This window comes from Amycolatopsis sp. CA-230715 (assembly GCF_018736145.1).
GTDB lineage: Bacteria > Actinomycetota > Actinomycetes > Mycobacteriales > Pseudonocardiaceae > Amycolatopsis.
The window spans coordinates 9,757,933-9,782,208 of sequence record NZ_CP059997.1; the positions used below are offsets into that span (position 1 = coordinate 9,757,933).

Below are 24,276 nucleotides of genomic sequence, written 5' to 3' on the forward strand. Positions count from 1 at the left end.
CTCAGCGGCGCCGGGTCCGCAGGTAGTCGTCGACCACGGCGGCGCCGAGGCCGTCGAGGTCCGGCGCCACCACCCGGCCGCCGGAGCGGCGGGCCAGCAGATCGACGAAGGCGTTGAGCCGCGACTCGTCACCGAGCCGGAACACCGTGAAGGCGGCGCCGAGCTTGGCCAGCCGGTCGAGCTCGGCCACCGTCCGGTGGATCGTCCTCGGCGCGGGCGGGTATTCGAAGTGCGCGCTGCCGTCCGGTTCCAGGTGCGCGGTCGGCTCGCCGTCGGTCACCATCAGCACCACCGGCTGCGCGTCCGGGTGCCGCCGCAGGTGCCGCCCCGCCAGCAGCAGCGCGTGGTGGGCGTTGGTGCCTTGCTCCCACGTGCCGTCGAGGCCGACCAGCTCCGCGAGATCCACCGGTACCGCGTGCCTGCCGAAGGTGATCAGCTGCAGCGCGTCGGTGCGGAACCGGGTGGTGACCAGCTGGTGCAGCGCGAGCGCGGTGCGCTTCATCGGCAGCCACCTGCCCTCCGCGACCATCGACCACGACGTGTCCACCAGCAGAGCCACCGCCGCCCGCGAGCGGTGCTCGATCTCGGTGACCTCCACATCGGACACATCGAGACGCACCGCGGTCCCGTCCGCCGACGCCGTGCGCAGCACCGCGTTGCGCACCGTCCTGGACACCTCCCACGGCTGCATGTCCCCGAACCGCCACGGCCTGCTCGACCCCGTCGGCTCACCGGCCGCGCCAGCGGACTCGGTCTCGCGCTCGCCGGCCTTGCCCCGCAACGCCTCCACCACGTCCTTGAGCGCGGTCTCACCGAGACGTCGCAAAGCCTTGGGAGACAAGCGAAGCGATCCATCCGGCGCGCGCTCGAACAGGCCTTGGGCCCGCAGCTCACGCTCCAATTCGGACAGTCGTCGCGCGTCGACCCCGGCTTCGTCGCCGAGCTGGCGCTCCAGCGCTTCGAGATCGATGTCCTCCAGGCGCGCACCGGGATAGGACTGGCCGAGCTGCTCCGCCAGCGCGTCGAGCTCCGCCAGATCGGCCATCGCCTGCGCACCCTCGCCGAGGCCGAGCGGTTCGTTCCCGCGGAACCTCCCCGAGGAGGACCAGTCCTCGCCCGGCCGCAGAGAGCGCAACTGCTGGTCCAAAGTGGACAGCTGCTGGGCGAGCCTCGAATCGCCGAAGGCCTGCTGCGACAACGCGGCCAGCTCGTCGCGTTGCTCCTGGGTCATCGAGTTGAGCATCCGCTGCGCCGCCGCCGAGCGCGCGGCGAGCACGTCGATCAGCTCGTCGACGGTTTTCGGGTTCTCCGGGAAGAATTCGCCGTGGCGGCGCATGAACTCGGCGAACCGCTCGCCGATGTCGTCGAACCCCTGCGCGTGCGCGTTGAGCAGGACGTTGAGATCGGCGAGCATCTGGTTGATCCGCTCGACGTCCTCGGGACCCGCGTTCTCGAGCGCGTCCTTCATGCCCTGGAACCGCGATTCCAGGAGTTCCTTGCCGAGCAGCTCCTGGATCCGCTCGTAGTTCTCGCGCCCCTGCCCGGAACGCCACTCGTACTCGGCCAGTTCCCTGACCGCGGACGCGGTTCCCGACGGCAACGCGTCCAACTCGGCCTCGCGGAAGCGCGCGTCGTCCGCCGGATCGGGGAACAGTTCGCGGCGTTCCGCTTCGAGCGCTTCGTCGAGCAGGCGGCGCACCTCGGCGAGCGTGCCGTCGAGGTTGTGCCTGCGCTGGATTTCCGAGCGGCGCTGCCAGATCCGCCGCGTCAGCTCGTCGAGCCCCGCCGTGTCGCGCGTGCCGCGGCGGAGCACCTCCTCCAGCGCGGACCGCGGTGACGCGCCGCCGAGCACGTCCTGGCCGATCTCGTCCATCGCGGCACGCAGGTCGACCGGAGGCGCGAGCGGGTCCGGCCCGTCGTGCCACGGCCCGTACGAGTAGCCCTCGGGAAGCGAGCTCACGGCCCGTACACCGTCGTCGCGTCGTCGGTGTCCTTCGCCAGCTGCCGCGCCAGGTAGAGCGATTCCAGCGCCAGTTCGACGGCGGCGGCGATCCGCCCGGCGGGCTCGTCCGAGGACACGCCCGCGCGCTGCGCGACCTCGTGCAGCACCGGGAGCTCCGGCAGCGATTCGAGCAGTTCCTTGCCGGGCACGCGTTCCCCGGTCGCGACGAGGTGCCCGTCGGCGACCGCCTCCACCAGCGGCCGCAGGTCCAGCCCGGCGAACCGATCGCGCGCGGTCTCGGCGATCGCCCTGCGCAGCAGGTGCACGAGGTGCTCGGTTTCGCGCCCTTCCTCGCCCGGCTCGAACTCGAGCTTGCCGCGCAGCACCGACGGCACCGCGTCGAGGTCGACCGGCCGCGCGACCGCGGGCTCCTCCCCCGTCAGCGCCGAGCGCCGCAACGCCGCCGCGGCCACGGTTTCCGCCGCGGCGACCGCGAACCGCGCCGACACCCCGGAGCGCTGGTCGATCACCGGAGCGCCGCGCAGGTTGCGGACGAACCGCGCCAGCACCTCCAGCAACGGCTCGCCGACTTCGGCGACGAGATCCGATTCCTGCCGGACGACGTCCACCTCGGCGGCTACGTCGAGCGGGTAGTGCGTGCGGATCTCCGCGCCGAAGCGGTCCTTGAGCGGGGTGATGATCCGGCCGCGGTTGGTGTAGTCCTCCGGGTTCGCGGTGGCCACCATCAGCACGTCCAGCGGCAGCCGCAGGGTGTAGCCGCGGACCTGGATGTCGCGCTCCTCCATCACGTTCAGCAGCGCGACCTGGATCCGCTCGGCGAGGTCCGGCAGCTCGTTGATCGCGACGATGCCGCGGTGCGCGCGCGGCACGAGTCCGAAGTGGATGGTCTCGGGATCACCGAGGCTGCGGCCCTCGGCGACCTTGACCGGGTCGACGTCGCCGATGAGATCGCCGACGGAGGTGTCCGGGGTGGCGAGCTTTTCGGTGTAGCGCTCGCTCCGGTGCGCCCAGCCGACGGGCAGCGCGTCACCGAGTTCGGCGACCCGGCGCAGCGAAGCGGGCGTGATCGGGGCGAGCGGGTGCTCGGCCAGTTCGCTGCCTTCGATCACCGGCGTCCACTCGTCGAGCAGGCCGGCGAGGGTGCGCAGCAGGCGCGTCTTGCCCTGGCCTCGTTCGCCGAGCAGCACGACGTCGTGCCCCGCGAGCAGTGCCCGTTCGAGCTGCGGGACGACCGTGCGGGAGAACCCGACGATGCCCGGCCAGGGATCCCGTCCCGCGCGCAGCGCGGCAAGGAGGTTTTCGTGGATTTCTTGCTTGACCCCGCGCGGGCGGTAGTCCGCCGCGCGGAGCTCCCCCAGTGTGCGGGGAAGGTGTGCGGGTACGGAGTTCACCGTTACGACGCTACTGCGCCGAAAACCATGCGTCGACGTGGACCAGCTCCAGGGCGGGCCGTGTCCCGCGACGGCGCCGGGACACGTACTCTGGATCTCCGTGTGCTGTTCGAGTGCGACCCTCGCGGTGTGGGCCTCCGCCTGGCTGCACGGCGCCGCCGCGTCCGACGACGCGCTGGACGCCCTGCAGGCCTGGGGCGAGGACCACGAAGTCGTGGCGGGCGACGACGCGGCCGCGGCCGCGTTCGACCTCCCGCTGACCGGGAACCTGCCCGCGGGACCGGCGGCCCTGCTCGCCGCGCTGCGGGCGAGGAGCGCGACCGGCGCGGTGCTGGTGCTCCCGGTGCCCGGCGACGTGCGCGGTCTCGGCGGGCCCGGCCCGTTCGGCGAGGCCGCGGTGCGCGCGGGCGAGGCGGTGGTGTTCACCGGCACCGGGTTCGGCGCGGTACCGCAGGCGATCGCCGAAGGGCTCGTGCGCTGGACCGTGCACGCCGGTGGCGACAGCGCGCCGCCGCCGTCGAGCGGGATCGGCGAGGCCGAACACGCGCTGACCGACGCCATCCGCGACAGCGCGGGCGCCCTGCAAGCCCTCGACGTCGCCAGCGAACGCACCGGTGTGCGGGCGGAGCTGTCCGCCCGGCTGCGCGCCCGTCCCGAGCTGTCCTGGCCTGCCGGAACCCCCGGCCGCTCGTTGCGGGTGCTGCAACGGGCCGAAGAGGTCGGCGCGATCCTCGCGCTGGCGCAGGGCGACGAACCGGGCGGCGCGCTCTCGGCGTCCGCGGCGATCCAGCGCGCGGACGCGCTGCGACCGCTCGCCGAAGCCGTCCGCACCGCGCGCTGCTCCGCCGTCAACGAAGCCGCGCGCGCCTTCGCCGACCAGGGAGACCTGACGCCGTAGCGGTGTCCGGCATGCTTGGAGTTAGCGCGTCGCGGGGCGTTTCGCGGGTTCGCAGCAGGCGGTCGCGCAGGGCGCGCCGTTGACGGTGCAGCCCGCCGCGGGGAAGTCCGAGAGCTTGCGCGCCGGTGCGCCGGAAACGTGCTCGCGCACCAGTTCCACGACCAGTTCCGCGAATCGCGGGTCGGTACCGGGCGTGGCGACCCGCGCGAAGCCCATGCCGAGTTCGGCGGCGCGCTCGGCCGCCTCGTTGTCGAGGTCCCAGATCACCTCGAGGTGATCGGAAACGAAGCCGACCGGGCACACCACGACCGAGCGCGCGCCGTCGGCGTGGATCGCGTCGATGTGGTCGACGATGTCCGGCTCGAGCCACGGCACCTGCGGCGGACCGGATCGGGACTGCCACACCACGTCGTAGGTTTCGACACCGGCTTCGGCGGCGACGAGCCGCGCGGCTTCGGCGATCTGCTTCGAGTACCGGTGCCCGCCTTCGGACGGCGGGCCCGCAGCACGGTCGGCGCTCACCGGAACCGAGTGCGCGCAGAACACCGTGCGCGCGTTCTCCAAGCCGTCGCGGGCGGCCCGCAGCCCGTCGGCGAAGGTGCCGACGAACAGCGGGTGGTCGAAGAACTGGCGCAGCTTCACCAGTTCCGGCGCGCCTTCGCCGACAGCGGCGCGGGCCCGTTCGATGTCCTCGTCGTACTGACGGCACGCCGAATAGCCGCCGTAGGCGCTCGTCGGGAACACCAGCGCGCGCCGGACGCCGTCGGCCTTCATCGCGGCGAGGGTCTGTTCCACCATCGGTTCCCAGTTGCGGTTGCCGAAGTAGACGGGCAGATCGAGACCCTGTGCGCGCAGTTCCTTCTCGACCGCCGCGATGGCATTGCGGTTGAGCTCGTTGATCGGCGAGACGCCGCCGAAGTGCTGGTAGTGCTGAGCGACCTCTTCGAGCCGCTCGCGCGGGACTCCCCTGCCCCGCGTGACGTTCTCGAGGAACGGCATCACATCGTCGGGCCCCTCGGGGCCGCCGAACGAAAGCCACAGCACGGCGTCGTAACTCACCCGCACCATCCTGCCCCTGTGGCACGGCGCACGCGGCACCGGCCCATGTATTGCACTGAACGATCCAAAACCGTGCTACGGTTGTACCATGGCAAGGCCGAAGGAGTTCGACGAGGAGCGCGCCGTCGAGAGCGCGATGAACGCGTTCTGGGACAACGGGTACGAGGCAACCTCCACACAGGACTTGTGCGAGGCGACCGGACTCGGCCGCAGCAGCGTCTACAACACGTTCAAGAGCAAGCACGCCCTCTTCGAGCGCGCGCTCACCCGGTACCGGGCGATCGGGCTGCACACGCGGGCCGAACTGCTCGACAGCGGCGAAACGGGCCTCGACCGCGTTCGCGCGATGCTCGACGGCACCGTTTCCGAGGAACGCGCCAACGGCGGCCGCGGCTGCCTCATGGTGAACGCCGCGGCCGAATTCGGCGACCGCGACGAAGCGGTCCGCTCGGCGATGCGGACGGACGCCGAAGGGCACCTCGCCCTGCTCGCCGAGCACATCCGCGCCGGACAGGCGGACGGCACGATCGACCGGCGCCGGGCGGCGGCCGATCTCGCGCAGTTCGTCTACGCCACGGTGAGCGGGCTGCGGATCATGTCCCGCCGCGGCGCGGGCGAACCGGAAATGCGCGTGGTCGCCGACATCGCCGTCGACGCGCTGCGCCCGCGCACCTGACCCCTTCGGCCACCGTCAAGGGAAATCGCCGCGCTCTAATTTTGGACTGACCTATCTAGATTGAGAGGAACCCGCCGTGCCACTGGCGATCGCCGTGCTCGGACTCTGCGTCTTCGCACTCGGCACCTCCGAGTTCATGATCACCGGCCTGCTCCCCGGCATGGCCGCCGATCTCGCGGTCGGCATCCCCGCCGCGGGACTGCTGATCTCCGCCTTCGCCGCGGGCATGGTGGTCGGCGCGCCGCTGCTCGCCGCGGCGACCCTGCGGCTCCCCCGCCGTGCCACGCTCATCGCCCTGCTCGGCGTCTTCGGGCTCGCGCACGTGGTGGGCGCGCTGACCCCCGGCTACGCGGTGCTGTTCGCGACGCGAGTGGTCAGCGCGGTCGCGTGCGCCGGGTTCTGGGCGGTCGCCGCCGCCACCGCGGTATCGCTCGTGCCGAAGGACCGCCGCGGCCGCGCGCTCGCGGTGCTCGTCGGCGGGCTGACCGTCGCCAACGTCGCCGGGGTGCCCGCGGGGACCTTCCTCGGGCAGCACGCGGGCTGGCGCGCCGCCTTCTGGGCCGTGGCGGCGCTTTCGTTCGCGGCGCTCGTGGCCGTGTTCGCGCTCGTGCCCGACACCCGGCCCGACGGCGAACGGCCGAGCCTGCGCACCGAACTCCGGCTCTACCGGCGCGGCCGCGTCTGGCTCGCGCTTGGCGTCATCGCGCTGTCGCAGGCGATGACCTTCGCCACCTTCAGCTATCTCGCGCCGCTGCTCGTCGAAACCAACGGCCTGCCGGAAAACGCGGTCCCGCTCGTGCTCGCGCTGTTCGGCATCGGCGCCATCGCCGGGATCACCGCGGGCGGCAAGCTCGCGGACGCGCGGCCGTTCGCCGTGCTGTACGGCGGAATCGGGCTGGCGCTGGCGGCCATGATCGTGCTCGCCTCCGCCGGTTCCGCCACCCCGGTCGCGGTCGCCGCGGTGTTCGTGTTCGGGTTCGCCGCGTTCGCCATCAACCCGGCGCTCAACGTGCGCGCGTTCGCCGAAGCCGGTGACGAAGCGCCCACGTTCGTCGGCGCCAGCACGACCTCGGCGTTCAACGTCGGCAACACCGCTGGCCCCTGGTTCGGCGGGCTCAGCATCAGCGCGGGCCTCGGCTATCCGAGCGTCGCCTGGGTCAGCGCCGGGCTCGGCGCGCTCACCGTCGCCGCACTCACCTTCGCGGTCGCGCTCCACCGCACCCGCTCCCCGCGGCCCGAACCGGTCTTCAGCTGACGACCGGGAAATCCCCCACCGGAAGGAAAAACCCATGACCGACACCCGTGCCGTGGCGACCGAGTTCCACCGCCTGCTGGCCGAACGGGACCTCCCCGGCGTCACCGCGCTCTTCGCCGACGACGTGGCGTGGGACATTCCCGGCGCCACCGAAATCGTGCCCTGGATCGGGAAGCGCCACACCGCGAGCGAGGCGGGCGCGTGCTTCGCGGAATTGGAGGAATACCTCGACCGGCAGTTGTTCGAAATCGAGCGCGTACTCGTCGACGGCCCGCACGCGGTGACGATCGGGCACCTGCGTTCGGTGGTCCGGGCCACCGGGAAAGTGATCGAAACCCCGTTCGCCATCGAGATGACGATCGAAAACGGGCGCATCACGCGGTACGTGATGTTCGAGGACAGCTGGCGGGTCGCGAAGGCCGTGCTGCCCTGAGCGGGTCCGGCCGGTGAAAACCGGGTTGCGGTGTAGTCACGTCACGAGCGCCCTCGTACGCTTGCTGGTTGGATCGGCCGACCCCGACAAAAACGACGAAGAAGGTTCCGATGACGTTTCCGCCACCGCCGCCGCAGGGCCAGTACCCTGCCGCACCGCCGCCGTATCCCGGTGGGAGCAGCAGCCTCGGCGAGAAACCGCCGAACGGCGGCGCCGCGATCACCGCGGGCGTCCTCGCCTGCATCGGCGCGGTCTTCGGCTTGATCCGCGCTCTCAACGACTTCTCTTCGCTCGGCGAGCGCGCACTCGATCTGATTTCCGATCTCAAATGGATCGTCTGGCTGGAGGCGATCACGTCGGTGGCCGAAGTCGTCACGCTGCTCCCCGGCGGGATCCTGCTGTTCCTGCGCAAGCCGATCGGGCGCTGGCTCGTCGCGGCGGGCAGCGCCGTGCGCATCGTGGTGGCCATCATCGTGTTCAGCAAGCTCATCTCGCTCGTCGGCAACGTCTCGGTGATCGCGGGCCCGACGAGCGCCGGGCGCAACGCGGGCATGTTGTTCGCCGTGCTGTCCCCGGCGATCGCCGCGCTGGTGCTCTCGCTGCTCCCGGTCACCGGGCGCTGGTGCGCGTGGGGCAAGAAGACCGCGCAGGGAACCCAGCTCGGATCCTTCGGGGTTCCGCCGGGCGGGGCTCCCGGGTACGCACAGCAGCAGTACCCGTACCAGCAACCGCAGCAGTACCAGCAGCCACCGAACCAGCAGCAGCCACCGCAGCAGTGGTGACCGAAAAAGGGGCTCCTTTCCCGGCCGGGAAAGGAGCCCCTTTTTCGGTGCGGAGATCAGATGCCGAGCGCGTGCACCCCGCCGTCGACCATGATCATCGACCCGGTGGTCGCGGGCAGCCAGTCGGACAGCGCGACGCACACGGCCTTCGCGGTCGGGATCGGGTCCGTGCTGTCCCAGCCGAGCGGCGCGCGGTCGTTCCAGCCCTCTTCCAGCTCCATGAAACCGGGAATGGACTTCGCGGCCATGGTCTTCATCGGGCCGGCGCTGACCAGGTTCACCCGGATGCCCTTCGGCCCGAGATCGCGCGCCAGGTACCGGTTCACCGATTCCAGCGCCGCCTTCGCCACGCCCATCCAGTTGTAGGCCGGCCACGCCACGCGCGCGTCGAAGTCCATGCCGACGATCGAACCGCCGCCTTCCAGCAGCGGCAGGGTCGCCTGCGCGAGCGCCTTGAACGAGAACGCGGACACGTCGACCGCGGTCGACACGTCGGCGCTGGGGGCGTCCATGAACGGCGCGCCGAGGCAGGTCTGCGGCGCGAAGCCGATCGAGTGCAGCACGCCGTCGAGCCCGTCGACGTGCTCGCGCACGCGGCCCGCGAGCGAGTCGAGCTGCTCCTGGTTCTGCACGTCCAGCTCCAGCACCGGCGCGGGCTCCGGCAGCCGTTTGGCGATGCGTTCGACCAGCGACAGCCTGCCGAACCCGGTCAGCACCACCTTCGCGCCCTGCTCCTGCGCCATCTTCGCGGCGTGGAACGCGAGCGACGCGTCCGTGATGATGCCGGTGATCAGCAGTCGCTTGCCTTCGAGCAATCCGGGCAACGGTCCTCCATGGTTCAGGTTCGGTTTCGGGAAAGTCTTGCCGGGGAACGGGATCAGTGGCCCATGCCGAGGCCGCCGTCGACGGGGATCACCGCGCCGTTGATGTAGGCGGCCTGGTCCGAGGCGAGGAAGCCGACGGTGCCCGCGATCTCGGCGGGCTCGGCGTACCGGCCCGCGGGGATCTGCGCCAGCACCTTGGCGCGCTGGTCCTCGCTCAGCGCCTCGGTCATGTCGGTGACGACGAACCCCGGCGCGATCACGTTGGCGGTGATGTTGCGGCCGCCGAGCTCGCGCGCCAGCGAGCGCGCGACGCCGACCAGGCCCGCCTTGCTGGCCGCGTAGTTCACCTGGCCCGCGCCGCCGGAGAGCCCGACCACCGACGAGATGAAGATGAACCGGCCCCAGCGCGCCTTCAGCATGCCGCGCGAGGCGCGCTTGGCGACCCGGTACGCGCCGGTGAGGTTCGCGTCGACCACGCGGGTGAACTGGTCCTCGCTCATCCGCATCAGGAGCGTGTCGTCGGTGATGCCCGCGTTCGACACCAGCACCTCGACCGGGCCCTGGTGCTCCTCGACCTGCTTGAACGCGGCGTCGATCTGCTCGCTGTCGGTGACGTCGGCCTGGACGCCGAACAACCCGTCTGGCGCGCCGGAGCCCCGGTGCGTCACGGCCACGTCGTGCCCCTGCTCGGCGAGGCCCCGCGCGATCTCGAGCCCGATTCCTCGGTTGCCGCCGGTGACCAGAACGGACCGTCCCACGATTCTCCCTCGCTGCGCTGTCGCTGTTGACGGAGGTGAGGTTATCTGGTCACCTCACGGCCCTCCGCACCTGCGCCGCCCCTACCGCGAGGTAACCGCGAGTTTCCTAAACGGACGTTAGGAAGTCGGCCGCCACCTTGCGCGGAACCGCCCCAGTGGCCACGGTGACCCGAGACACAGGAGGTCAAGGATGACAACCGGGACAGCGGACGCGAAGCGCGTCAGCGAGCGGCGGGTGATCGGCAATGTGCTGCGCGGCTCGCTCGGGAACCTGATCGAGTGGTACGACTGGTACGCCTACGCGGCGTTCACGACCTACTTCGCCAAGGCTTTCTTCCCCGGTGGTGACGCCACCGCCCAGTTCCTCAACACCGCCGCGGTGTTCGCCGTCGGGTTCCTGATGCGCCCGCTCGGCGGCTGGCTGCTCGGCCGGTTCGCGGACCGGTTCGGCAGGCGGACCGCGCTGGTCGCCTCGGTGTCGATGATGGCGTTCGGCTCGCTGCTGATCGCGGTCACGCCCGGCTACGCCACGATCGGCGTCGCCGCGCCGATCCTGCTCGTGCTGGCCCGCCTGCTGCAGGGCCTCAGCGTCGGCGGCGAGTACTCGACCTCGGCGACCTACCTGTCCGAAGTGGCCACGCCGGGCAAGCGCGGGTTCTACTCCAGCTTCCAGTACGTGACGCTCGTCGGCGGGCAGCTCCTCGCCCTCGGCCTGCAGCTGATCCTGCAGAACGTGCTCACCGAAGCGCAGATGAACTCGTGGGGCTGGCGAATCGCGTTCGTCGTCGGCGCGGTCGCCGCGGTCGCGGTGATGTGGCTGCGGCGCAGCATGGACGAGTCCGAAAGCTACGAACGGGCGAGCGAAGGCGGCGCCGCGACCGGGAAGAACGCGGGCGAACGCGGCACCGTGCGGGCACTGGTCAAGTACCCGAAGGAGGTCCTGCTCGTCGTCGGGCTGACGCTCGGCGGCACGGTCGCCTTCTACACCTACGCCACCTACTCTCAGAAGTTCCTCGAAGTCACCTCCGGCATCCCGCGCAAGACGGTCACCTGGATCCTGTTCTTCGCGCTGCTCGCGTTCGCGATCCTGCAGCCGATCGCGGGCAGGCTGTCGGACCGGATCGGCCGCCGCCCGATGCTGATCTTCTTCGGCGTCGCGGGCACGCTGCTGACGGTGCCGATCATGACCCTGATGGCGGGCACCAAGAACCCGTTCGTCGCGTTCCTGCTCATGCTCGGCGCGCTGGTGATCGTCACCGGGTACACCTCGATCAACGCGATCGTGAAGGCGGAGCTGTTCCCGACGAAGATCCGCGCGATCGGGGTCGGCCTGCCCTACGCGCTCACCGTCGCGATCTTCGGCGGCACCGCGGAGCTCATCGCGCAGGCGCTGAAGAAGGCGGGCCACGAAACGGTGTTCTTCTGGTACGTCGCGGGTTGCATCCTGGTTTCGCTGATCGTGTACGGCACAATGCGCGAAACGTCCAAGAGTTCCGAGCTCGAGAAGAAGGCCGAAGCGGAGTAAGAGCGTGCGCGTGCTGCTCGTCGAAGACGACGATGGTGTCGCGGGCGCGCTGTCCGAAGCGCTCGGTGTGCGCGGGCACGCGGTCACGAGGGTCACCCGTGGCGCCGACGCGCTCGGCAAGCACCACGAGGCCGATCTGCTCCTGCTCGATCTCGGCCTGCCCGACGCCGACGGGCTCGACGTGCTCCGCAAGATCCGCCAGGTCTCGGCGGTCCCGGTGCTGGTGCTCACCGCGCGCGACGACGAGCGGTCCACCGTGCGCGGCCTCCGGCTCGGCGCGGACGACTACCTCGCGAAACCGGTCCGCTTGGCCGAACTGCTCGCGCGGATGGACGCCGTCGCGCGGCGGGCCGGGGCCGGGGACGAACCGCAGCCGGACGTGGTGCACGTCGAAGACCTCGAGATCGACCTGGCCGCGCACCGGGTGTTCGCCGCGGGCGAGGAGATCACCTTGACCGCCAAGGAGTTCGCCATCCTCGCGGTGCTCGCGGTCCGGCCGGGGACCGCGGTGAGCAGGCAGCAGCTCATGGACGAGGTGTGGGGCGACGCGCACCTCGCGGTGTCGCGCTCGCTCGACGTCCACCTCACCTGGCTGCGCGCGAAGCTCGACCGGCCCGGCCTGCTCGGCACCGTGCGCGGGTTCGGTTACCGGCTGGGCCGCTGACATGCGCACACGGCTGCTGGTCGTGCTGGTCGCGGTCGTGCTCGCGGCGGTCGCCGGGTTCGCCTTCCCGTTGCTGGGCACCACCGCCGAGCAACGGACCCAGCGGCTCGTGATCGCGCGCAACGCCGACGTCGACCGGTTCGTGGTGCTGGCGCAGCAGGCCTCGGACTCCGCCGACGCGGCCGCGCTCTCCGCGGAGGCCCACCGCTACGCCGAGGTGTACTCCGAGGGCGTGCTCGTCATCGACGCGCGCCGCCGCGTGCTGGCCGAGGCTGGCGGGCTTTCCCTTACCCAGCCCGATGTTTCGGCACGGGCGGAAGCCGCGCTGCGCAACGAAACCGGGCCCGCGGTGGCATCGGTGCGGCCGTGGTCGTCCGATCCGGTGCTGTTCGCACGCCCGGTCGGCAGCGGCACGAGGGTCGCGGGCGTGGTGCTCCTGCGCGCCTCGGTCGCCAGCGCCGCGGCCGACGTCGCCACCTGGTGGTCGGCGATCGGCGCGGGCGCGCTGCTCGCCGCGATGGTGTTCGTGGTCCTCGCCGTGCTGCTCGCCCGCTGGATCCTGCGGCCGCTGCACGAACTGGAAGGCGGGGTGCGCGCGGTCAGCGAAGGCAAGCACGCCGAGCTGCCCGCGACCGCGGGGCCGCGCGAGCTGCGGTCGCTGACCACGGCGTTCAACCGCATGTCCGACGCCGTGGTCGCGGCGTCGGAACAGCAGCGCAGGCTGGTCGCCGACGCCTCCCATCAGCTCCGCAACCCGATGGCGGCGCTGCGCCTGCGGATGGACTCGCTCGCCCCGTCCGTCGCCGAGCGGGGCCAGGCCGGGTACCACGCCGCCGTCACCGAAGTGGACCGCCTGGAGTCCCTTTTGGACGGTCTGCTGACGCTCGCGATCGCGGACAGCACGGCGACCAGGCTCGCCGCCGGTGACCACGCCGAGGAACCGAGCGCGCTCGAAACCGTTGTCGCGGAACGGATCGACGCCTGGCTCCCCGCCGCCGAACGAGCGAAGACCCGGCTCGCCGCCGAACCGGGACCCGCCGCGCTGGTCCGCTGCCCCGAATCGGAGCTCGCGCAGATCCTGGACGTGCTCCTGGACAACGCCATCGCGTACGCGGGCGAGGGCGCCGAGATCCACGTGCGGTGGACGGCCGACGACGGCACCGCGACCCTGACCGTCGCCGACACCGGCCCCGGCCTGACCGACGAGGAGATTTCCCTTGCCACCCAACGGTTCTGGCGCGCGCGACGGGAAGGGGCGCCGCGCGGCACCGGGCTCGGCCTGACCATCGCGCACCGCCAGGTCGGTTCCCGGGGCGGCGCGCTGGAACTGCGCCGCGCCGATCCGCACGGGCTCGCCGCCGTCGTCACGCTCCCTCTGGCACCGGGGGGATGATCATGAGCGTCCAGCGGAGAACGGCACTGCTCGGCGGGCTCGCCGCCGTGCTGGCGGGCTGCGCGCCGACCCGGTACCGCGGGCCGGACCGCGCGCTCACCATCGCCGCGGGCGAAAGCGGCGGCTTCTACCTCGCGTTCGCCGAAGTGCTCGCGAAACAGGTCAACGAAGCCGAACCGCGCCTGCGCTGCACCGCCGTGCCCACCGAAGCCAGCGTCGCGAACGTCACGCGCGTGCTCGACGGCACCGCCGATCTCGGCATGGCCCTCGGCGACATCGGGCAGGCCGCCGTGCTCGGGGAACCGCCCTACCCCGCCGCGGCACCACTGCGCGCGCTCGGCCGCGTCTACGAAAACTACCTGCAACTCGTGGTCCGCGCCGACGACGGGATCAGCACCCTCGCCGAACTCGCCGGCCGCCGCGTGTCACTGGGCGCGGCGGGCGCCGGGGCCGCGGTCGCCGGGCAACGGCTGCTCGCCGCAGCCGGGGTCGCGGTCGCGACCGAACGGCTGCTGTTCGCCGAAGCGACCGCCGCGCTGCGGGACCACCGGATCGACGCGCTGTTCTGGTCGGGCGGCGTGCCGACGCCCGCGCTCGCCGAACTCGCGAAAACGGTCCCGCTCGCGCTGCTCCCCCTCGACAGCGCGCTCCCCGCGCTCCGCGCGCGGTACGGCCCCGTCTACGAACCCGTGCGGGTGCCCGCCGGGGCGTACACCGGGGTGCGCGAGCTGACCACGATCGGGGTGCCGAACCTGATCGTCGCGGGACCCGGCCTGCCGGACGACATCGCCGCCGCGGTCGCCGAGGTCCTGGTCAACCGGGCCGCGGACCTGGTGCCCGCGCAGGCCGTCGGCACCCAGTTCCTCGACGTGCGGACGCTGATCGGCACCGGCGCGGTCCCCCTGCACCCCGGCGCCGCCCGCGCCTACCGCGAGTTGCACGGTTGACCCCGGCTAGGGTGAAGCGGAACGGGAAAGGGGAACGATGACCGGGAAGCCGATCGCCGAACTGCCGCTGCGCGTCCGCTACCACGAATGCGACGGCCAGGGCATCGTGTTCAACGCGCACTACCTCGCTTACGCGGACATGGCCTCGTTCGAGATGATCAAGACCGCGGTCGGGTCGTACGACAAGATGCGCGAAGACGGCTTCGACGTCGTGGTCGCCGAGGCGAACCTCCGCTACCTGGCCGCCAGCCGCTTCGACGACGAACTCGTCGTGACCGCCCGCGTGGAGCACGTCGGCACCACGTCGCTGCTCATCGAGTTCGAGATCACCCGCGACGGCGAAACGGTCGTCGTGGTGAAGACCCGGTACGTGTTCGTCGACACCGCGACGCTGAAACCGGCCCGTCCGCCCGCGGAGATCCGGGACGCCTTCGTCGCGTACGCGCCGCCGAGGGACTGATGTTCAGGATCCTGTTCCACAGCCCGGAAATCCCGCAGAACACCGGGAACGCGATCCGGCTCGCCGCGAACACCGGCAGCGAGCTGCACCTCGTCGAACCGCTCGGGTTTTCCCTCGACGCCAAGCACTTGCGGCGCGCCGGGCTCGATTACCACGACCTCGCGCCGGTCACCGTGCACGCCGATCTCGACGCCGCCTGGCTGGCGCTGCTGCCGTCGAACGTCTACGCGTTCAGCACGACCGCGACCCGCCACTACTCCGACGTCGCCTACCGGCCCGGTGACGTGCTGCTGTTCGGGCAGGAGTCCGTCGGCCTGCCGCGCGCGGTGCAGCACGCGGCGGAGGTCACCGACCGCCTGCTCCTGCCGATGGCACCGGGTTCGCGGTCGCTCAACCTGGCCAACGCCGCGTCGATCGCGGTCTACGAAGCCTGGCGCCAGCACGGTTTCCGGGTCTGACGGGCCCGGGTGGGGGCGGCGCGCCCCCACCCGGTCGCGGTCAGAAGTCGCGGCTGAGCGGCACGAACTGACCCCGGCCGCTGGTGATCGACTGGTCCTTACCGGTGCCCGGCTCCGCGTCTTCGCGGCCGTCCACTGCGTGCGCCTGGACGCCGGTGGACACCTGCGCGGGCGCCGCCGAGGCGGCCCCGGCCGTGGTCGCGATGATTCCGGCTGCCGCGATGGCGCACGCGGTGGCGCCCACGATCCTGGCGACCGCGGTCTTCCGGTTGTTCAGCACATTCGTCGTCGGCACAGCGATGACCCTCCCAGTTGTGAAGTGCTCGCCCAGCGCGGTTGCCGCGCCGAACCGGCCGCACCGGACGCGCGGCCGGAAAAGATCATTTCGGACGTATTCGGCACGCACAAGCAACCGTCGCACCGATCGGCGCCGGTGAAAGGATCGTGAAATCGGAGGTGCCCGCGGACCCGGAAATCCTTACGGCGCACCGCGGCGTCAGGGCAGGCGCTGGCCGAGGAAGAGCGAGCACCCGGCCGCGATCATCAGCGCCAGCGTGCCCAGCACGATCCACGGCTTGCTCGCGTCGGCGTCCTTGAGCTCGTACCCGATCTGCTCGCCGAGATCGGCGTAGACCTTCTTCAGCTCGTCCGCCGACGCCGCCTTGTAGAACTCGCCGCCCGACAGCCTCGCGACCTCCTGCAGCGTGTCGTCGGAGACCTCGACCGGCTGCTCCTTGCCTTCGATCTCCACCGAACCGTGCGAAGTGCCGAACGAGATGCTCGAAATCGGGACGTTCGCCTTCTTCGCCGCCTGCGCCGCGGTGTACGAACCGCGCGGCGCGTACTCGTCGTCGGGGACCGTCTGCTTCCCGTCGCTCATCAGCACGATGCGCGCGGGCGGCGGGCCCTCCGCACCGCCGACGACCGAGGAGAACCCTTCGATCGACTGCAACGCCGCGTAGATCCCCTCCCCGGTCGCGGTCGACTGCGCGAGCTTGAGGTTGTCGATGGACTTGACCACGCTCTGCCGTTCCGTGGTCGGCGCCACCAGCACCGTCGCCGTGCCCGCGAAGGAGATCAGGCCGAGGTTGACCCCGGGGGTGAGCCCCTGCGCGAACGACTTCGCCGCCTCCTGCGCCGCCTTCAACCGGTTCGGCGCCACGTCGGTCGCCTCCATCGACAGCGACACGTCGATCACGAGCATCACCGTCGCGCGGTTGCGCGGCACCTTCTGCTCCGCGGTCGGCCCCGCGAGCGCCACGGTGAGCAGCAGCAGCGACACCGTGATCAGCGCGGCGGGCACGTGCCGCACCCAGCCCTGCGACTTCGGGGCCACCTTCTCGAGCAGTTCGAGATTGGAGAACCGCAGTGTGCGGCGACGGCGCGCGCGCTGCGCGAGCACGTACCCGGCGACCACCGCGCCGACCGCCAGCAGCAGCAGAAACCACCACGGGGAAGCGAATCCGCTCAGGCTCATGGCTCCTCCGCTGGGACGAACACGTCGTCGCGGCTCACGACACGGCTCCCGACCACCGCTTCTTGCGCGCCACCACGAACCGCACGGTGTCGGCGATCCAGTCCGAATCCGTGCGCAGCACCAGATGGGCGGCGCCGACCCGCCGGATCCCGGCCGCCACCTCGTCGCGGTGCGCCTGCGCGGCGGCCGCGAACTCCTTGCGCAGCAACGGAGACGCGTACACCTCGCGCTGGCGCCCCGTTTCCGGGTCGGCCAGCACCACGGTGCCGACGTCGGGGAGTTCGACGTCGCGCGGGTCCACGACCTCGACCGCGATCAGATCGTGCCGCGCCGAAAGCGCGCGCAGCGGCCGCTGCCATTCCGGATCGCCGAGGAAGTCCGAAATGATCACCGCGAGCCCTCGCCGCCTCGGCGGCCTCCGCAACTGTTCGATCGCGGCACCGAGATCCCCGCGGGTGCCCTCGGCCGCCCTCGGTGTCTGGGCGATCTTGCGCACCAGCGCGCGGGCGTGCGCGAGCCCACCGCGAGCGGGCACCCGGGCGGTTTCCCCGCCGGTGGCGATCAACGCGCCGAGCCGGTTGCCGCCGCCACCGGTGAGATGCGCGATCGCGGCCGCGGCGCACACCACGAGATCGCGCTTCTCGCACAGCGCGGTGCCGAAGTCCAGGCTCGCGGAGAGGTCGGCGACGAGCCAGGTCTCCAGCTCGCGATCGGCCACCGTCTCCCTGATGTGCGGCACGGTGGTGCGCGCGGTGACCGCCCAGTCCATCCGCCGCACGTCGTCACCGGGCTGGTACGGCCTGGCCTCCCCCGGCTCCGAGCCGGGGCCCGGCACCAGGCCGAGGTGGTTGCCCTGCAGCAGGCCGTCGAGCCTGCGGCGGACCTCCAGTTCGAGCGTGCGGAGCCCGGCCTCGAGCCGTTCGCCCCGCAGCACCGGCGGCGCCCAGGCCGGGCGGCCCCCGGCGGCTTCTTCGGCGTTCGTCACTCGGCGGCCCTACCTGCCCGGCACACCCGCCGGGACCTGCTGGCCGGGGCCGCCCTGCGGCCGGGCCGAGACCTGCGGCAACGGCACGGTCTGCAGGACCCTGGTGATGATGTGGTCGAGCGGCACCCCGTCGGCGAGCGCGTCGTAGGACAGCACCAGCCGGTGGCGCAGCACGTCGGGCACGACGTCGACGACGTCCTGCGGCAGCACGTAGTCCCGGCCGCGGACGAGCGCGAGCGCGCGGGCGGCGGCGATGATGCCGAGGCTCGCGCGCGGCGAAGCGCCGTAGGAAACCCAGCCCGCCACGTCGGTGAGGCCGTGTTCGTTCGGGGTGCGGGTGGCCAGCACCACCCGCACGACGTAGTCGACGAGCGCGTGGTGCACGAACACCTGCGAGGCGACGCCCTGGAGCCGGACCAGCTCGCCGGGGCTGAGCACCTCGTGCGGCTCCGGCGGCTGCACGCCCATCCGGTAGACGATCTCGCGCTCCTCCTCCGCCGTCGGGTACTCGACGACGATCTTGAACAGGAACCGGTCGCGCTGGGCCTCCGGCAGCGGGTAGACGCCCTCGTTCTCGATCGGGTTCTGGGTGGCGAGCACGAGAAACGGGTCCGGCATCGGGAACGTCTTGCCGCCGATGGACACGTGCCGCTCCGCCATCACCTCGAGCATCGCGGACTGCACCTTCGCCGGCGCGCGGTTGATCTCGTCCGCCAGCACGAAGTTCGCCACCACCGGGCCGAGTTCGACGTCGAACTGCTCGCTGCCCTGGCGGTAGATGCGGGTGCCGAGGATGTCGGCGGGCACCAGGTCGGGGGTGAACTGCACGCGGGAGAACGAGCCGCCGACGACGCGGGCGAACGTCTCGACCGCGAGGGTCTTCGCCACGCCGGGCACGCCTTCCAGCAGCAGGTGCCCCTTGGCGAGCAGACCCACGAGCATCCGCTCGACGAGGCGGTCCTGCCCGACGATGATGCGCTTGACCTCGAACACGGTCCGTTCGAGCAGCTGGGCGTCACGGGCCGGGGTGCCGGTCTGCCCTCCGGTCGCCCCCTCCGCGTAACCGGACTCGCTCATGAAAAGACTCCTCGCTGGTGATCACGGTGCGGTGCGACCGTACTAGTCCCCCAGCACAACCGCGCGCACGGTGCAGCCAACCCGATCGGCGGTATGACGGCTGTGAAGGGTCCCGCTCAGCGGAACCGGTCGTAGTCCTCGGGGGTGTCGACGTCCGCGGACTCCCCCGCGCTGTCCGGGATTTCGGCGAAGTCGAGGCGGCTCATGACCGCGCGCAGCGATTTCGCCCGCGGCTCCTCGGCGAGCGCGGCCCGCAGCCGCCCGGTCCGCCACGCCCCGGCGAGCCATTGCCGGTACCCGCCGGCGTCGACGAGCAGGGCACCGTCCCGCCCACACACCGCCGCCCGCAGCTTGTCCACTGTGGACACCTCGACGCGGGCGAGATCCCCCGCGAGCACGACCACGACCTCGGCGCGGACCAGTGCGAGACCGGCGGCCAGCGCCGCCACCGGGCCACCCCGCGGCGGGTGCTCGCTCGTCCACACCACGTCGTCGAACCCCGGTCGTTCCGAGCCAACCACGATCACTTCGTCGGCACCGCCGAGCGCGCGCACTGCCTTGCGCAGCAAGGGTTCCCCGCCGACCTCGAGCATCGGCTTGTCCACTCCGGACAGTCGGCTCGCGGCACCGCCGGCGAGCACGAGGCCCGCGAAACTCACCCGATCAGGCGAGTGGCGTACGGCATGATGCCGCCGTAGCGGACCGAGGACACCTTGACCACCGAACCCGACTGCGGCGCCTCGATCATCTGGCCGCCGCCGAGGTACAGCGCGACGTGGTGGATCCCGCCACCGCCGCCGTAGAAGAGCATGTCGCCGCGGCGCATCTGCGACAGCGGCACCCTGGTGCCCGAGGTGTACTGGTAGCCGCTGTAGTGCGGCAGCGACTGCACGCCCGCGAACGCGTAGATCATCAGCCCGGAGCAGTCGAACCCGATCTTGCGGTAGTCGCCGTACCGGTCGGCGACGCCGCCGTCGCGGATGCCGCGCGTCGGCCCGCTCGCGTTGCCGCCGCCCCACGCGTAGGGCAGGCCGAGCTGGCCCATCGCCCGCGCGATGACCGCCTCGACGCTCGACCCCGCGGGACCCGACGGCCGGTTCACCCTTCGCGGCGGCGGGCTCGGGTCACCGCCACCGCCGTTGCCGTTGCCCGCGGAAAGCGCGGCCTGACGGGCGCGCTCCTCGTCTTCCTTGGCCTTCTGCGCGACCCAGTCCTGGTAGCGCTGGCGCTGCCCCTGCAGGCCGCTGACCTTCGCCTGCGCGGCGTAGAGCCGCTGCTCGACGGCGGCCTTGTCGGCTTCGAGCTTGGTGTTCTCCGCGGCCTGCGTGTCCTGGGCGCGCACCGCCGCGTCCTGGGCGGCGTCGGCGTTGCCCTTCGCCTTCGTGGCGTCGGCCTGCTTCTGCTCCGCCACTTCGAGTGCCTTGCGCGCGGAGGCGTCCTTGTTCGCCTTCTCCGTCTGCGCGCGCTGCATCGCCTGCAGCGCGTTGAACCTGCTGCCGCCGACGGCGTTGAGCAGCTGCGCCCTGGCGAGCATGTCCTTCGGGTTGGTGGAGTCCATATACGCGGAAATGGACCCGATCGTGCTGCCCTGCTGGTAGCTCGCCGCGATGAACTTGTCGAGGTTCGTACGCGCGGTTTCGATCTCCCCGGCCGCGGCGTCGGATTCCTTGCGCGCGGCGTCCGCGTCCGCGCGCGCCTGGCCCGCGGCGTCCTGCGCGGACTGCAGGTCCACCATCGCCTTGTTGGCCTGCTCCATCTTGAGCTCGACGGAGTCCTGAAGCTGCGCGAGGCGGCCTTCGGCCTGCGCGAGCTGGTTCGTCAGCTGACCGACCTCACCCGCGCGCGCGTTCGCCTCGGCGCGGCCCGCGCTGAGATCGGAATCGCTCGGGTTCGGCGGCGGTGGCGGGACCGCGGCCCCGGTCCCCGTCGCCGTCAGCACCGCGGCCAGCACGAACGCCCCGACGGCGGCCGCTCTGCGTGTGGTGACGCGACGCCGGTCACCCCGACCACCGGGCACGGCCTCCACCTCCCTTTCGCGGTGGCGCGGCCGTCATGGCACACGCCGACATCTGGGCAAACTGTGCCACTGTTGCCACATATTTACCAGGTGTCACACGCGACACTCACGCACCGTATGTACCAAATTCCCGCATCCGGGTTACCCCTGGTAGTCCACCCGTGGCGCGACACGCCCGCCCTCCGGGGGTTGAACCGAAAAAAGGACAAGCGTACTGTTTGAGGTGCCCGGGTCGCGAGCGCGTCCCGGGTCAGCCGGCCGGGCGCCGATGCGCAAGACTCGCTACCCGGCGGTAGGAGGACCACCCGAACGACCGCTTTGACCACACCGAACTGACCGGGACGCACCGCTGCTGGTGCCGTCCATGCCACTGGAGTTAGACGTGACTGCACCTGCCAGCAAGGACAGCTTCGGCGCGCGCGACACGCTGAAGGTGGGCGAGAACTCCTACGAGGTGTTCCGCCTGAACAAGGTCGAGGGCGCCGAGCGCCTTCCCTACAGCCTGAAGATCCTGCTCGAGGCCCTGCTCAGGACCGAGGACGGCGCGAACATCACCGCGGACCACATCCGCGCGCTCGGCGGATGGGACCCGAAGGCCGAGCCCTCGGTGGAAATCCAGTTCACCCCGGCGAGGGTGATCATGCAGGACTTCACCGGCGTCCCGTGCGTCGTCGACCTCGCGACCATGCGCGAGGCGGTCACCGACCTCGGCGGCGACCCGGACAAGGTCAACCCGCTCGCGCCCGCCGAGCTGGTCATCGACCACTCGGTCATCATCGACGTGTTCGGCCGCGCCGACGCCTTCGAGCGCAACGTCGAGATCGAGTACGAGCGCAACCGCGAGCGCTACCAGTTCCTGCGCTGGGGCCAGGGCGCCTTCGACGAGTTCAAGGTCGTCCCGCCGGGCACCGGCATCGTGCACCAGGTCAACATCGAGCACCTGGCGCGCACCGTGATGTCCCGCAACGGGCAGGCCTACCCCGACTCGTGCGTCGGCACCGACTCGCACACCACGATGGTCAACGGCCTCGGCGTGCTGGGCTGGGGCGTCGGCGGTATCGAGGCCGAGGCCGCCATGCTCGGGCAGCCGGTCTCGATGCTGATCCCCCGCGTCGTCGGCTTCAAGCTCACCGGCGAGATCCCGACCGGGGTCACCGCGACCGACGTCGTGCTCACCATCACCGAGATGCTGCGCCGCCACGGCGTGGTCTCGAAGTTCGTCGAGTTCTACGGCGACGGCGTCGCGCAGGTGCCGCTGGCCAACCGCGCCACGATCGGCAACATGAGCCCCGAGTTCGGCTCCACCGCGGCGATCTTCCCGATCGACGACGAGACCATCCGCTACCTCAAGCTCACCGGCCGCTCCCCCGAGCAGCTCGCGCTCGTCGAGACCTACGCCAAGGAGCAGGGTCTCTGGCACGACGCGGCGCACGAGCCCGCGTACTCGGAGTACATCGAACTCGATCTGTCCACTGTGGTCCCGTCCATCGCGGGTCCGAAGCGCCCGCAGGACCGCATCGAACTGACCGACGCGAAGTCGTCGTTCCGCAAGTCGGTGCACGACTACACCGGTGGCGAAGAAGTCCCGCACACCAAGGTCGACGAGGCCGTCGAGGAGACCTTCCCGGCCAGCGACCCGGCCTCGCTGTCGTTCAAGGACGAGGACGCCGTCGAGGTCCAGTCCGCCGCGAACGGCTCGTCGGGCCGCCCGACCAACCCGATCACGGTGAAGTCGGAGGACCGGGGCGAGTTCGTGCTCGACCACGGCGCCGTCGTGATCGCCTCGATCACCTCGTGCACCAACACCTCGAACCCGTCGGTCATGCTCGGCGCCGCGCTGCTCGCGCGCAACGCCGTCGACAAGGGCCTGTCGGTCAAGCCGTGGGTGAAGACCTCGATGGCGCCGGGTTCGCAGGTCGTCACCGACTACTACAACAAGGCCGGTCTCTGGCCCTACCTCGAGAAGCTCGGCTACCACCTGGTCGGCTACGGCTGCACCACGTGCATCGGCAACTCGGGCCCGCTCTCGGACGAGATTTCCGCGGCGATCCAGAAGAACGACCTCACCGCGGTGTCGGTGCTTTCGGGCAACCGGAACTTCGAAGGCCGCATCAACCCCGACGTGAAGATGAACTACCTCGCGTCGCCGCCGCTGGTGATCGCCTACGCGCTCGCGGGCACGATGGACTTCGACTTCGCGGAACAGCCGCTCGGCACCGACACCGACGGGAACGACGTGTTCCTGAAGGACATTTGGCCCACCGCCAAGGAAATCCAGGACACCATCGACTCCTCGATCACGCAGGAGATGTTCACCAAGGACTACGCCGACGTGTTCGACGGCGGCGAGCGGTGGAAGTCGCTGCCCACCCCCGAGGGCAAGACCTTCGACTGGGACGCGGAGTCCACCTACGTCCGCAAGCCCCCGTACTTCGACGGCATGGGTGCCGAGCCCGCGCCGGTCGAGGACATCGCGGGCGCGCGCGTGCTGGCGAAGCTGGGCGACTCGGTGACCACGGACCACATCTCGCCCGCGGGTGCGATCAAGGCCGACTCCCCGGCCGGGAAGTACTTGACCGACCACGGGATCGAGCGCAAGGACTTCAACTCCTACGGCTCGCGCCGCGGCAACCACGAGGTGATGATCCGCGGCACGTTCGCGAACATCCGCCTGCGCAACCAGCTCCTCGAGGACGTGCAGGGCGGCTACACCCGCGACTTCACGCAGGAGGGCGCGCCGCAGTCGTTCATCTACGACGCCGCGCAGAACTACGCCGCGCAGGGCACCCCGCTGGTGGTGCTCGGCGGCAAGGAGTACGGCTCCGGCTCGTCGCGCGACTGGGCCGCGAAGGGCACCCGCCTGCTGGGCGTCCGCGCGGTGATCACCGAGTCGTTCGAGCGGATCCACCGGTCGAACCTGATCGGCATGGGCGTCATCCCGCTGCAGTTCCCGGACGGCGAGTCCGCCTCGTCGCTCGGGCTCGACGGCACGGAGACGTTCGACATCTCGGGCATCACCAAGCTCAACGACGGTGAAACCCCGCGGACGGTGCACGTCACCGCGGCGAAGCAGGACGGCACGAAGGTGGAGTTCGACGCGGTCGTCCGCATCGACACCCCGGGTGAGGCCGACTACTACCGCAACGGCGGCATCCTGCAGTACGTGCTGCGGAAGATGACCCGCGCGTAGTTTTCCGCTCCCACCACCGAGAACGCCCCGGCCACTGGCCGGGG

The 24,276-nt window shown here is 71.2% G+C and carries 23 protein-coding genes; 12 read left to right on the top strand and 11 right to left on the bottom strand.

Annotation, left to right across the window (positions count from 1 at the left end; genetic code table 11):
- Position 1: 1 nt before the first annotated feature.
- Positions 2-1,960, bottom strand: a complete 1,959-nt coding sequence (locus tag HUW46_RS45060) for a VWA domain-containing protein (protein ID WP_215544750.1) — start codon at positions 1,958-1,960, stop codon at positions 2-4.
- Positions 1,957-3,354, bottom strand: a complete 1,398-nt coding sequence (locus HUW46_RS45065; protein WP_215544751.1) for a sigma 54-interacting transcriptional regulator — start codon at positions 3,352-3,354, stop codon at positions 1,957-1,959. The genes HUW46_RS45060 and HUW46_RS45065 overlap by 4 nt, the downstream gene beginning before the upstream one ends.
- A 100-nt stretch (positions 3,355-3,454) precedes the next feature.
- Between HUW46_RS45065 and HUW46_RS45070 the strand changes: the two genes are divergently transcribed.
- Entirely contained in the window at positions 3,455-4,252 is a 798-nt protein-coding gene (locus HUW46_RS45070; protein ID WP_215550495.1) for a hypothetical protein, read from the top strand.
- A gap of 21 nt (positions 4,253-4,273) precedes the next feature.
- On the opposite strand, the gene HUW46_RS45075 is transcribed toward HUW46_RS45070, so the two are convergent.
- Positions 4,274-5,311: a ferrochelatase gene (locus HUW46_RS45075; RefSeq protein WP_215544752.1), complete on the bottom strand. Its 1,038-nt coding sequence runs from the start codon at positions 5,309-5,311 to the stop codon at positions 4,274-4,276.
- A gap of 88 nt (positions 5,312-5,399) precedes the next feature.
- Here HUW46_RS45075 and HUW46_RS45080 point away from each other — a divergent pair, with 88 nt between their 5' ends.
- The 4 genes from HUW46_RS45080 to HUW46_RS45095 all read left to right on the top strand — a co-directional run bounded on the left by HUW46_RS45080 (position 5,400) and on the right by HUW46_RS45095 (position 8,457).
- Positions 5,400-5,987: a TetR/AcrR family transcriptional regulator gene (locus tag HUW46_RS45080; protein ID WP_215544753.1), complete on the top strand. Its 588-nt coding sequence runs from the start codon at positions 5,400-5,402 to the stop codon at positions 5,985-5,987.
- 76 nt (positions 5,988-6,063) lie between these two features.
- A complete protein-coding gene (locus tag HUW46_RS45085; RefSeq protein WP_215544754.1) occupies positions 6,064-7,242 on the top strand; it encodes a Cmx/CmrA family chloramphenicol efflux MFS transporter in 1,179 nt (392 codons plus the stop codon).
- A 34-nt stretch (positions 7,243-7,276) separates the two neighbouring features.
- Positions 7,277-7,675: a nuclear transport factor 2 family protein gene (locus tag HUW46_RS45090; RefSeq protein WP_215544755.1), complete on the top strand. Its 399-nt coding sequence runs from the start codon at positions 7,277-7,279 to the stop codon at positions 7,673-7,675.
- 110 nt (positions 7,676-7,785) lie between these two features.
- The gene (locus HUW46_RS45095) at positions 7,786-8,457 is read left to right on the top strand and encodes a hypothetical protein (protein ID WP_215544756.1); all 672 of its coding nucleotides are present in this window, start codon (positions 7,786-7,788) and stop codon (positions 8,455-8,457) included.
- Between the two features lie 56 nt (positions 8,458-8,513).
- On the opposite strand, the gene fabI is transcribed toward HUW46_RS45095, so the two are convergent.
- Both fabI and fabG read right to left on the bottom strand, forming a co-directional pair.
- Positions 8,514-9,281 carry an enoyl-ACP reductase FabI gene (gene fabI, locus HUW46_RS45100; protein ID WP_215544757.1) on the bottom strand — a complete coding sequence of 256 codons (768 nt, stop codon included), beginning with the start codon at positions 9,279-9,281 and terminating at the stop codon, positions 8,514-8,516.
- Positions 9,282-9,334: 53 nt separating this feature from the next.
- Positions 9,335-10,039 (bottom strand): beta-ketoacyl-ACP reductase, encoded by a 705-nt coding sequence (gene fabG, locus HUW46_RS45105; RefSeq protein ID WP_215544758.1) that lies wholly within the window; start codon positions 10,037-10,039, stop codon positions 9,335-9,337.
- A 190-nt stretch (positions 10,040-10,229) separates the two neighbouring features.
- On the opposite strand from fabG, the gene HUW46_RS45110 reads away from it, so the two are divergent.
- Genes HUW46_RS45110 through HUW46_RS45135 form a run of 6 tightly spaced genes read left to right on the top strand, consistent with a single transcriptional unit; the run spans position 10,230 to position 15,486 of the window.
- Entirely contained in the window at positions 10,230-11,564 is a 1,335-nt protein-coding gene (locus HUW46_RS45110; RefSeq protein WP_215544759.1) for an MFS transporter, read from the top strand.
- A gap of 4 nt (positions 11,565-11,568) precedes the next feature.
- Positions 11,569-12,228 carry a response regulator transcription factor gene (locus HUW46_RS45115; protein WP_215544760.1) on the top strand — a complete coding sequence of 220 codons (660 nt, stop codon included), beginning with the start codon at positions 11,569-11,571 and terminating at the stop codon, positions 12,226-12,228.
- A gap of 1 nt (position 12,229) precedes the next feature.
- Positions 12,230-13,621: a sensor histidine kinase gene (locus tag HUW46_RS45120; RefSeq protein WP_215544761.1), complete on the top strand. Its 1,392-nt coding sequence runs from the start codon at positions 12,230-12,232 to the stop codon at positions 13,619-13,621.
- Positions 13,622-13,623: 2 nt separating this feature from the next.
- The gene (locus HUW46_RS45125) at positions 13,624-14,568 is read left to right on the top strand and encodes a TAXI family TRAP transporter solute-binding subunit (RefSeq protein WP_215544762.1); all 945 of its coding nucleotides are present in this window, start codon (positions 13,624-13,626) and stop codon (positions 14,566-14,568) included.
- A 37-nt stretch (positions 14,569-14,605) separates the two neighbouring features.
- Positions 14,606-15,028: an acyl-CoA thioesterase gene (locus HUW46_RS45130; RefSeq protein ID WP_215544763.1), complete on the top strand. Its 423-nt coding sequence runs from the start codon at positions 14,606-14,608 to the stop codon at positions 15,026-15,028.
- Entirely contained in the window at positions 15,028-15,486 is a 459-nt protein-coding gene (locus HUW46_RS45135; protein WP_215544764.1) for a tRNA (cytidine(34)-2'-O)-methyltransferase, read from the top strand. Before HUW46_RS45130 ends, HUW46_RS45135 begins: the two co-directional genes overlap by 1 nt.
- 40 nt (positions 15,487-15,526) lie before the next feature.
- On the opposite strand, the gene HUW46_RS45140 is transcribed toward HUW46_RS45135, so the two are convergent.
- The 6 genes from HUW46_RS45140 to HUW46_RS45165 all read right to left on the bottom strand — a co-directional run bounded on the left by HUW46_RS45140 (position 15,527) and on the right by HUW46_RS45165 (position 21,051).
- Complete coding sequence (locus tag HUW46_RS45140; RefSeq protein WP_215544765.1) at positions 15,527-15,781, bottom strand: hypothetical protein; 255 nt, start codon at positions 15,779-15,781, stop codon at positions 15,527-15,529.
- A 201-nt stretch (positions 15,782-15,982) separates the two neighbouring features.
- The gene (locus HUW46_RS45145) at positions 15,983-16,963 is read right to left on the bottom strand and encodes a VWA domain-containing protein (protein WP_215544766.1); all 981 of its coding nucleotides are present in this window, start codon (positions 16,961-16,963) and stop codon (positions 15,983-15,985) included.
- A gap of 34 nt (positions 16,964-16,997) precedes the next feature.
- On the bottom strand, positions 16,998-17,948 hold the full coding sequence (locus HUW46_RS45150; RefSeq protein WP_215544767.1) for a DUF58 domain-containing protein: 951 nt from the start codon (positions 17,946-17,948) through the stop codon (positions 16,998-17,000).
- 9 nt (positions 17,949-17,957) lie between these two features.
- Entirely contained in the window at positions 17,958-19,025 is a 1,068-nt protein-coding gene (locus HUW46_RS45155) for an AAA family ATPase (RefSeq protein ID WP_215544768.1), read from the bottom strand.
- A 116-nt stretch (positions 19,026-19,141) separates the two neighbouring features.
- Entirely contained in the window at positions 19,142-19,684 is a 543-nt protein-coding gene (gene mobA, locus HUW46_RS45160; RefSeq protein WP_215544769.1) for a molybdenum cofactor guanylyltransferase, read from the bottom strand.
- Positions 19,681-21,051, bottom strand: a complete 1,371-nt coding sequence (locus tag HUW46_RS45165; protein WP_442860892.1) for an NlpC/P60 family protein — start codon at positions 21,049-21,051, stop codon at positions 19,681-19,683. The genes mobA and HUW46_RS45165 overlap by 4 nt, the downstream gene beginning before the upstream one ends.
- A gap of 355 nt (positions 21,052-21,406) precedes the next feature.
- Here HUW46_RS45165 and acnA point away from each other — a divergent pair, with 355 nt between their 5' ends.
- Positions 21,407-24,232 (top strand): aconitate hydratase AcnA, encoded by a 2,826-nt coding sequence (acnA, locus tag HUW46_RS45170; RefSeq protein ID WP_215544771.1) that lies wholly within the window; start codon positions 21,407-21,409, stop codon positions 24,230-24,232.
- Positions 24,233-24,276: the final 44 nt, after the last annotated feature.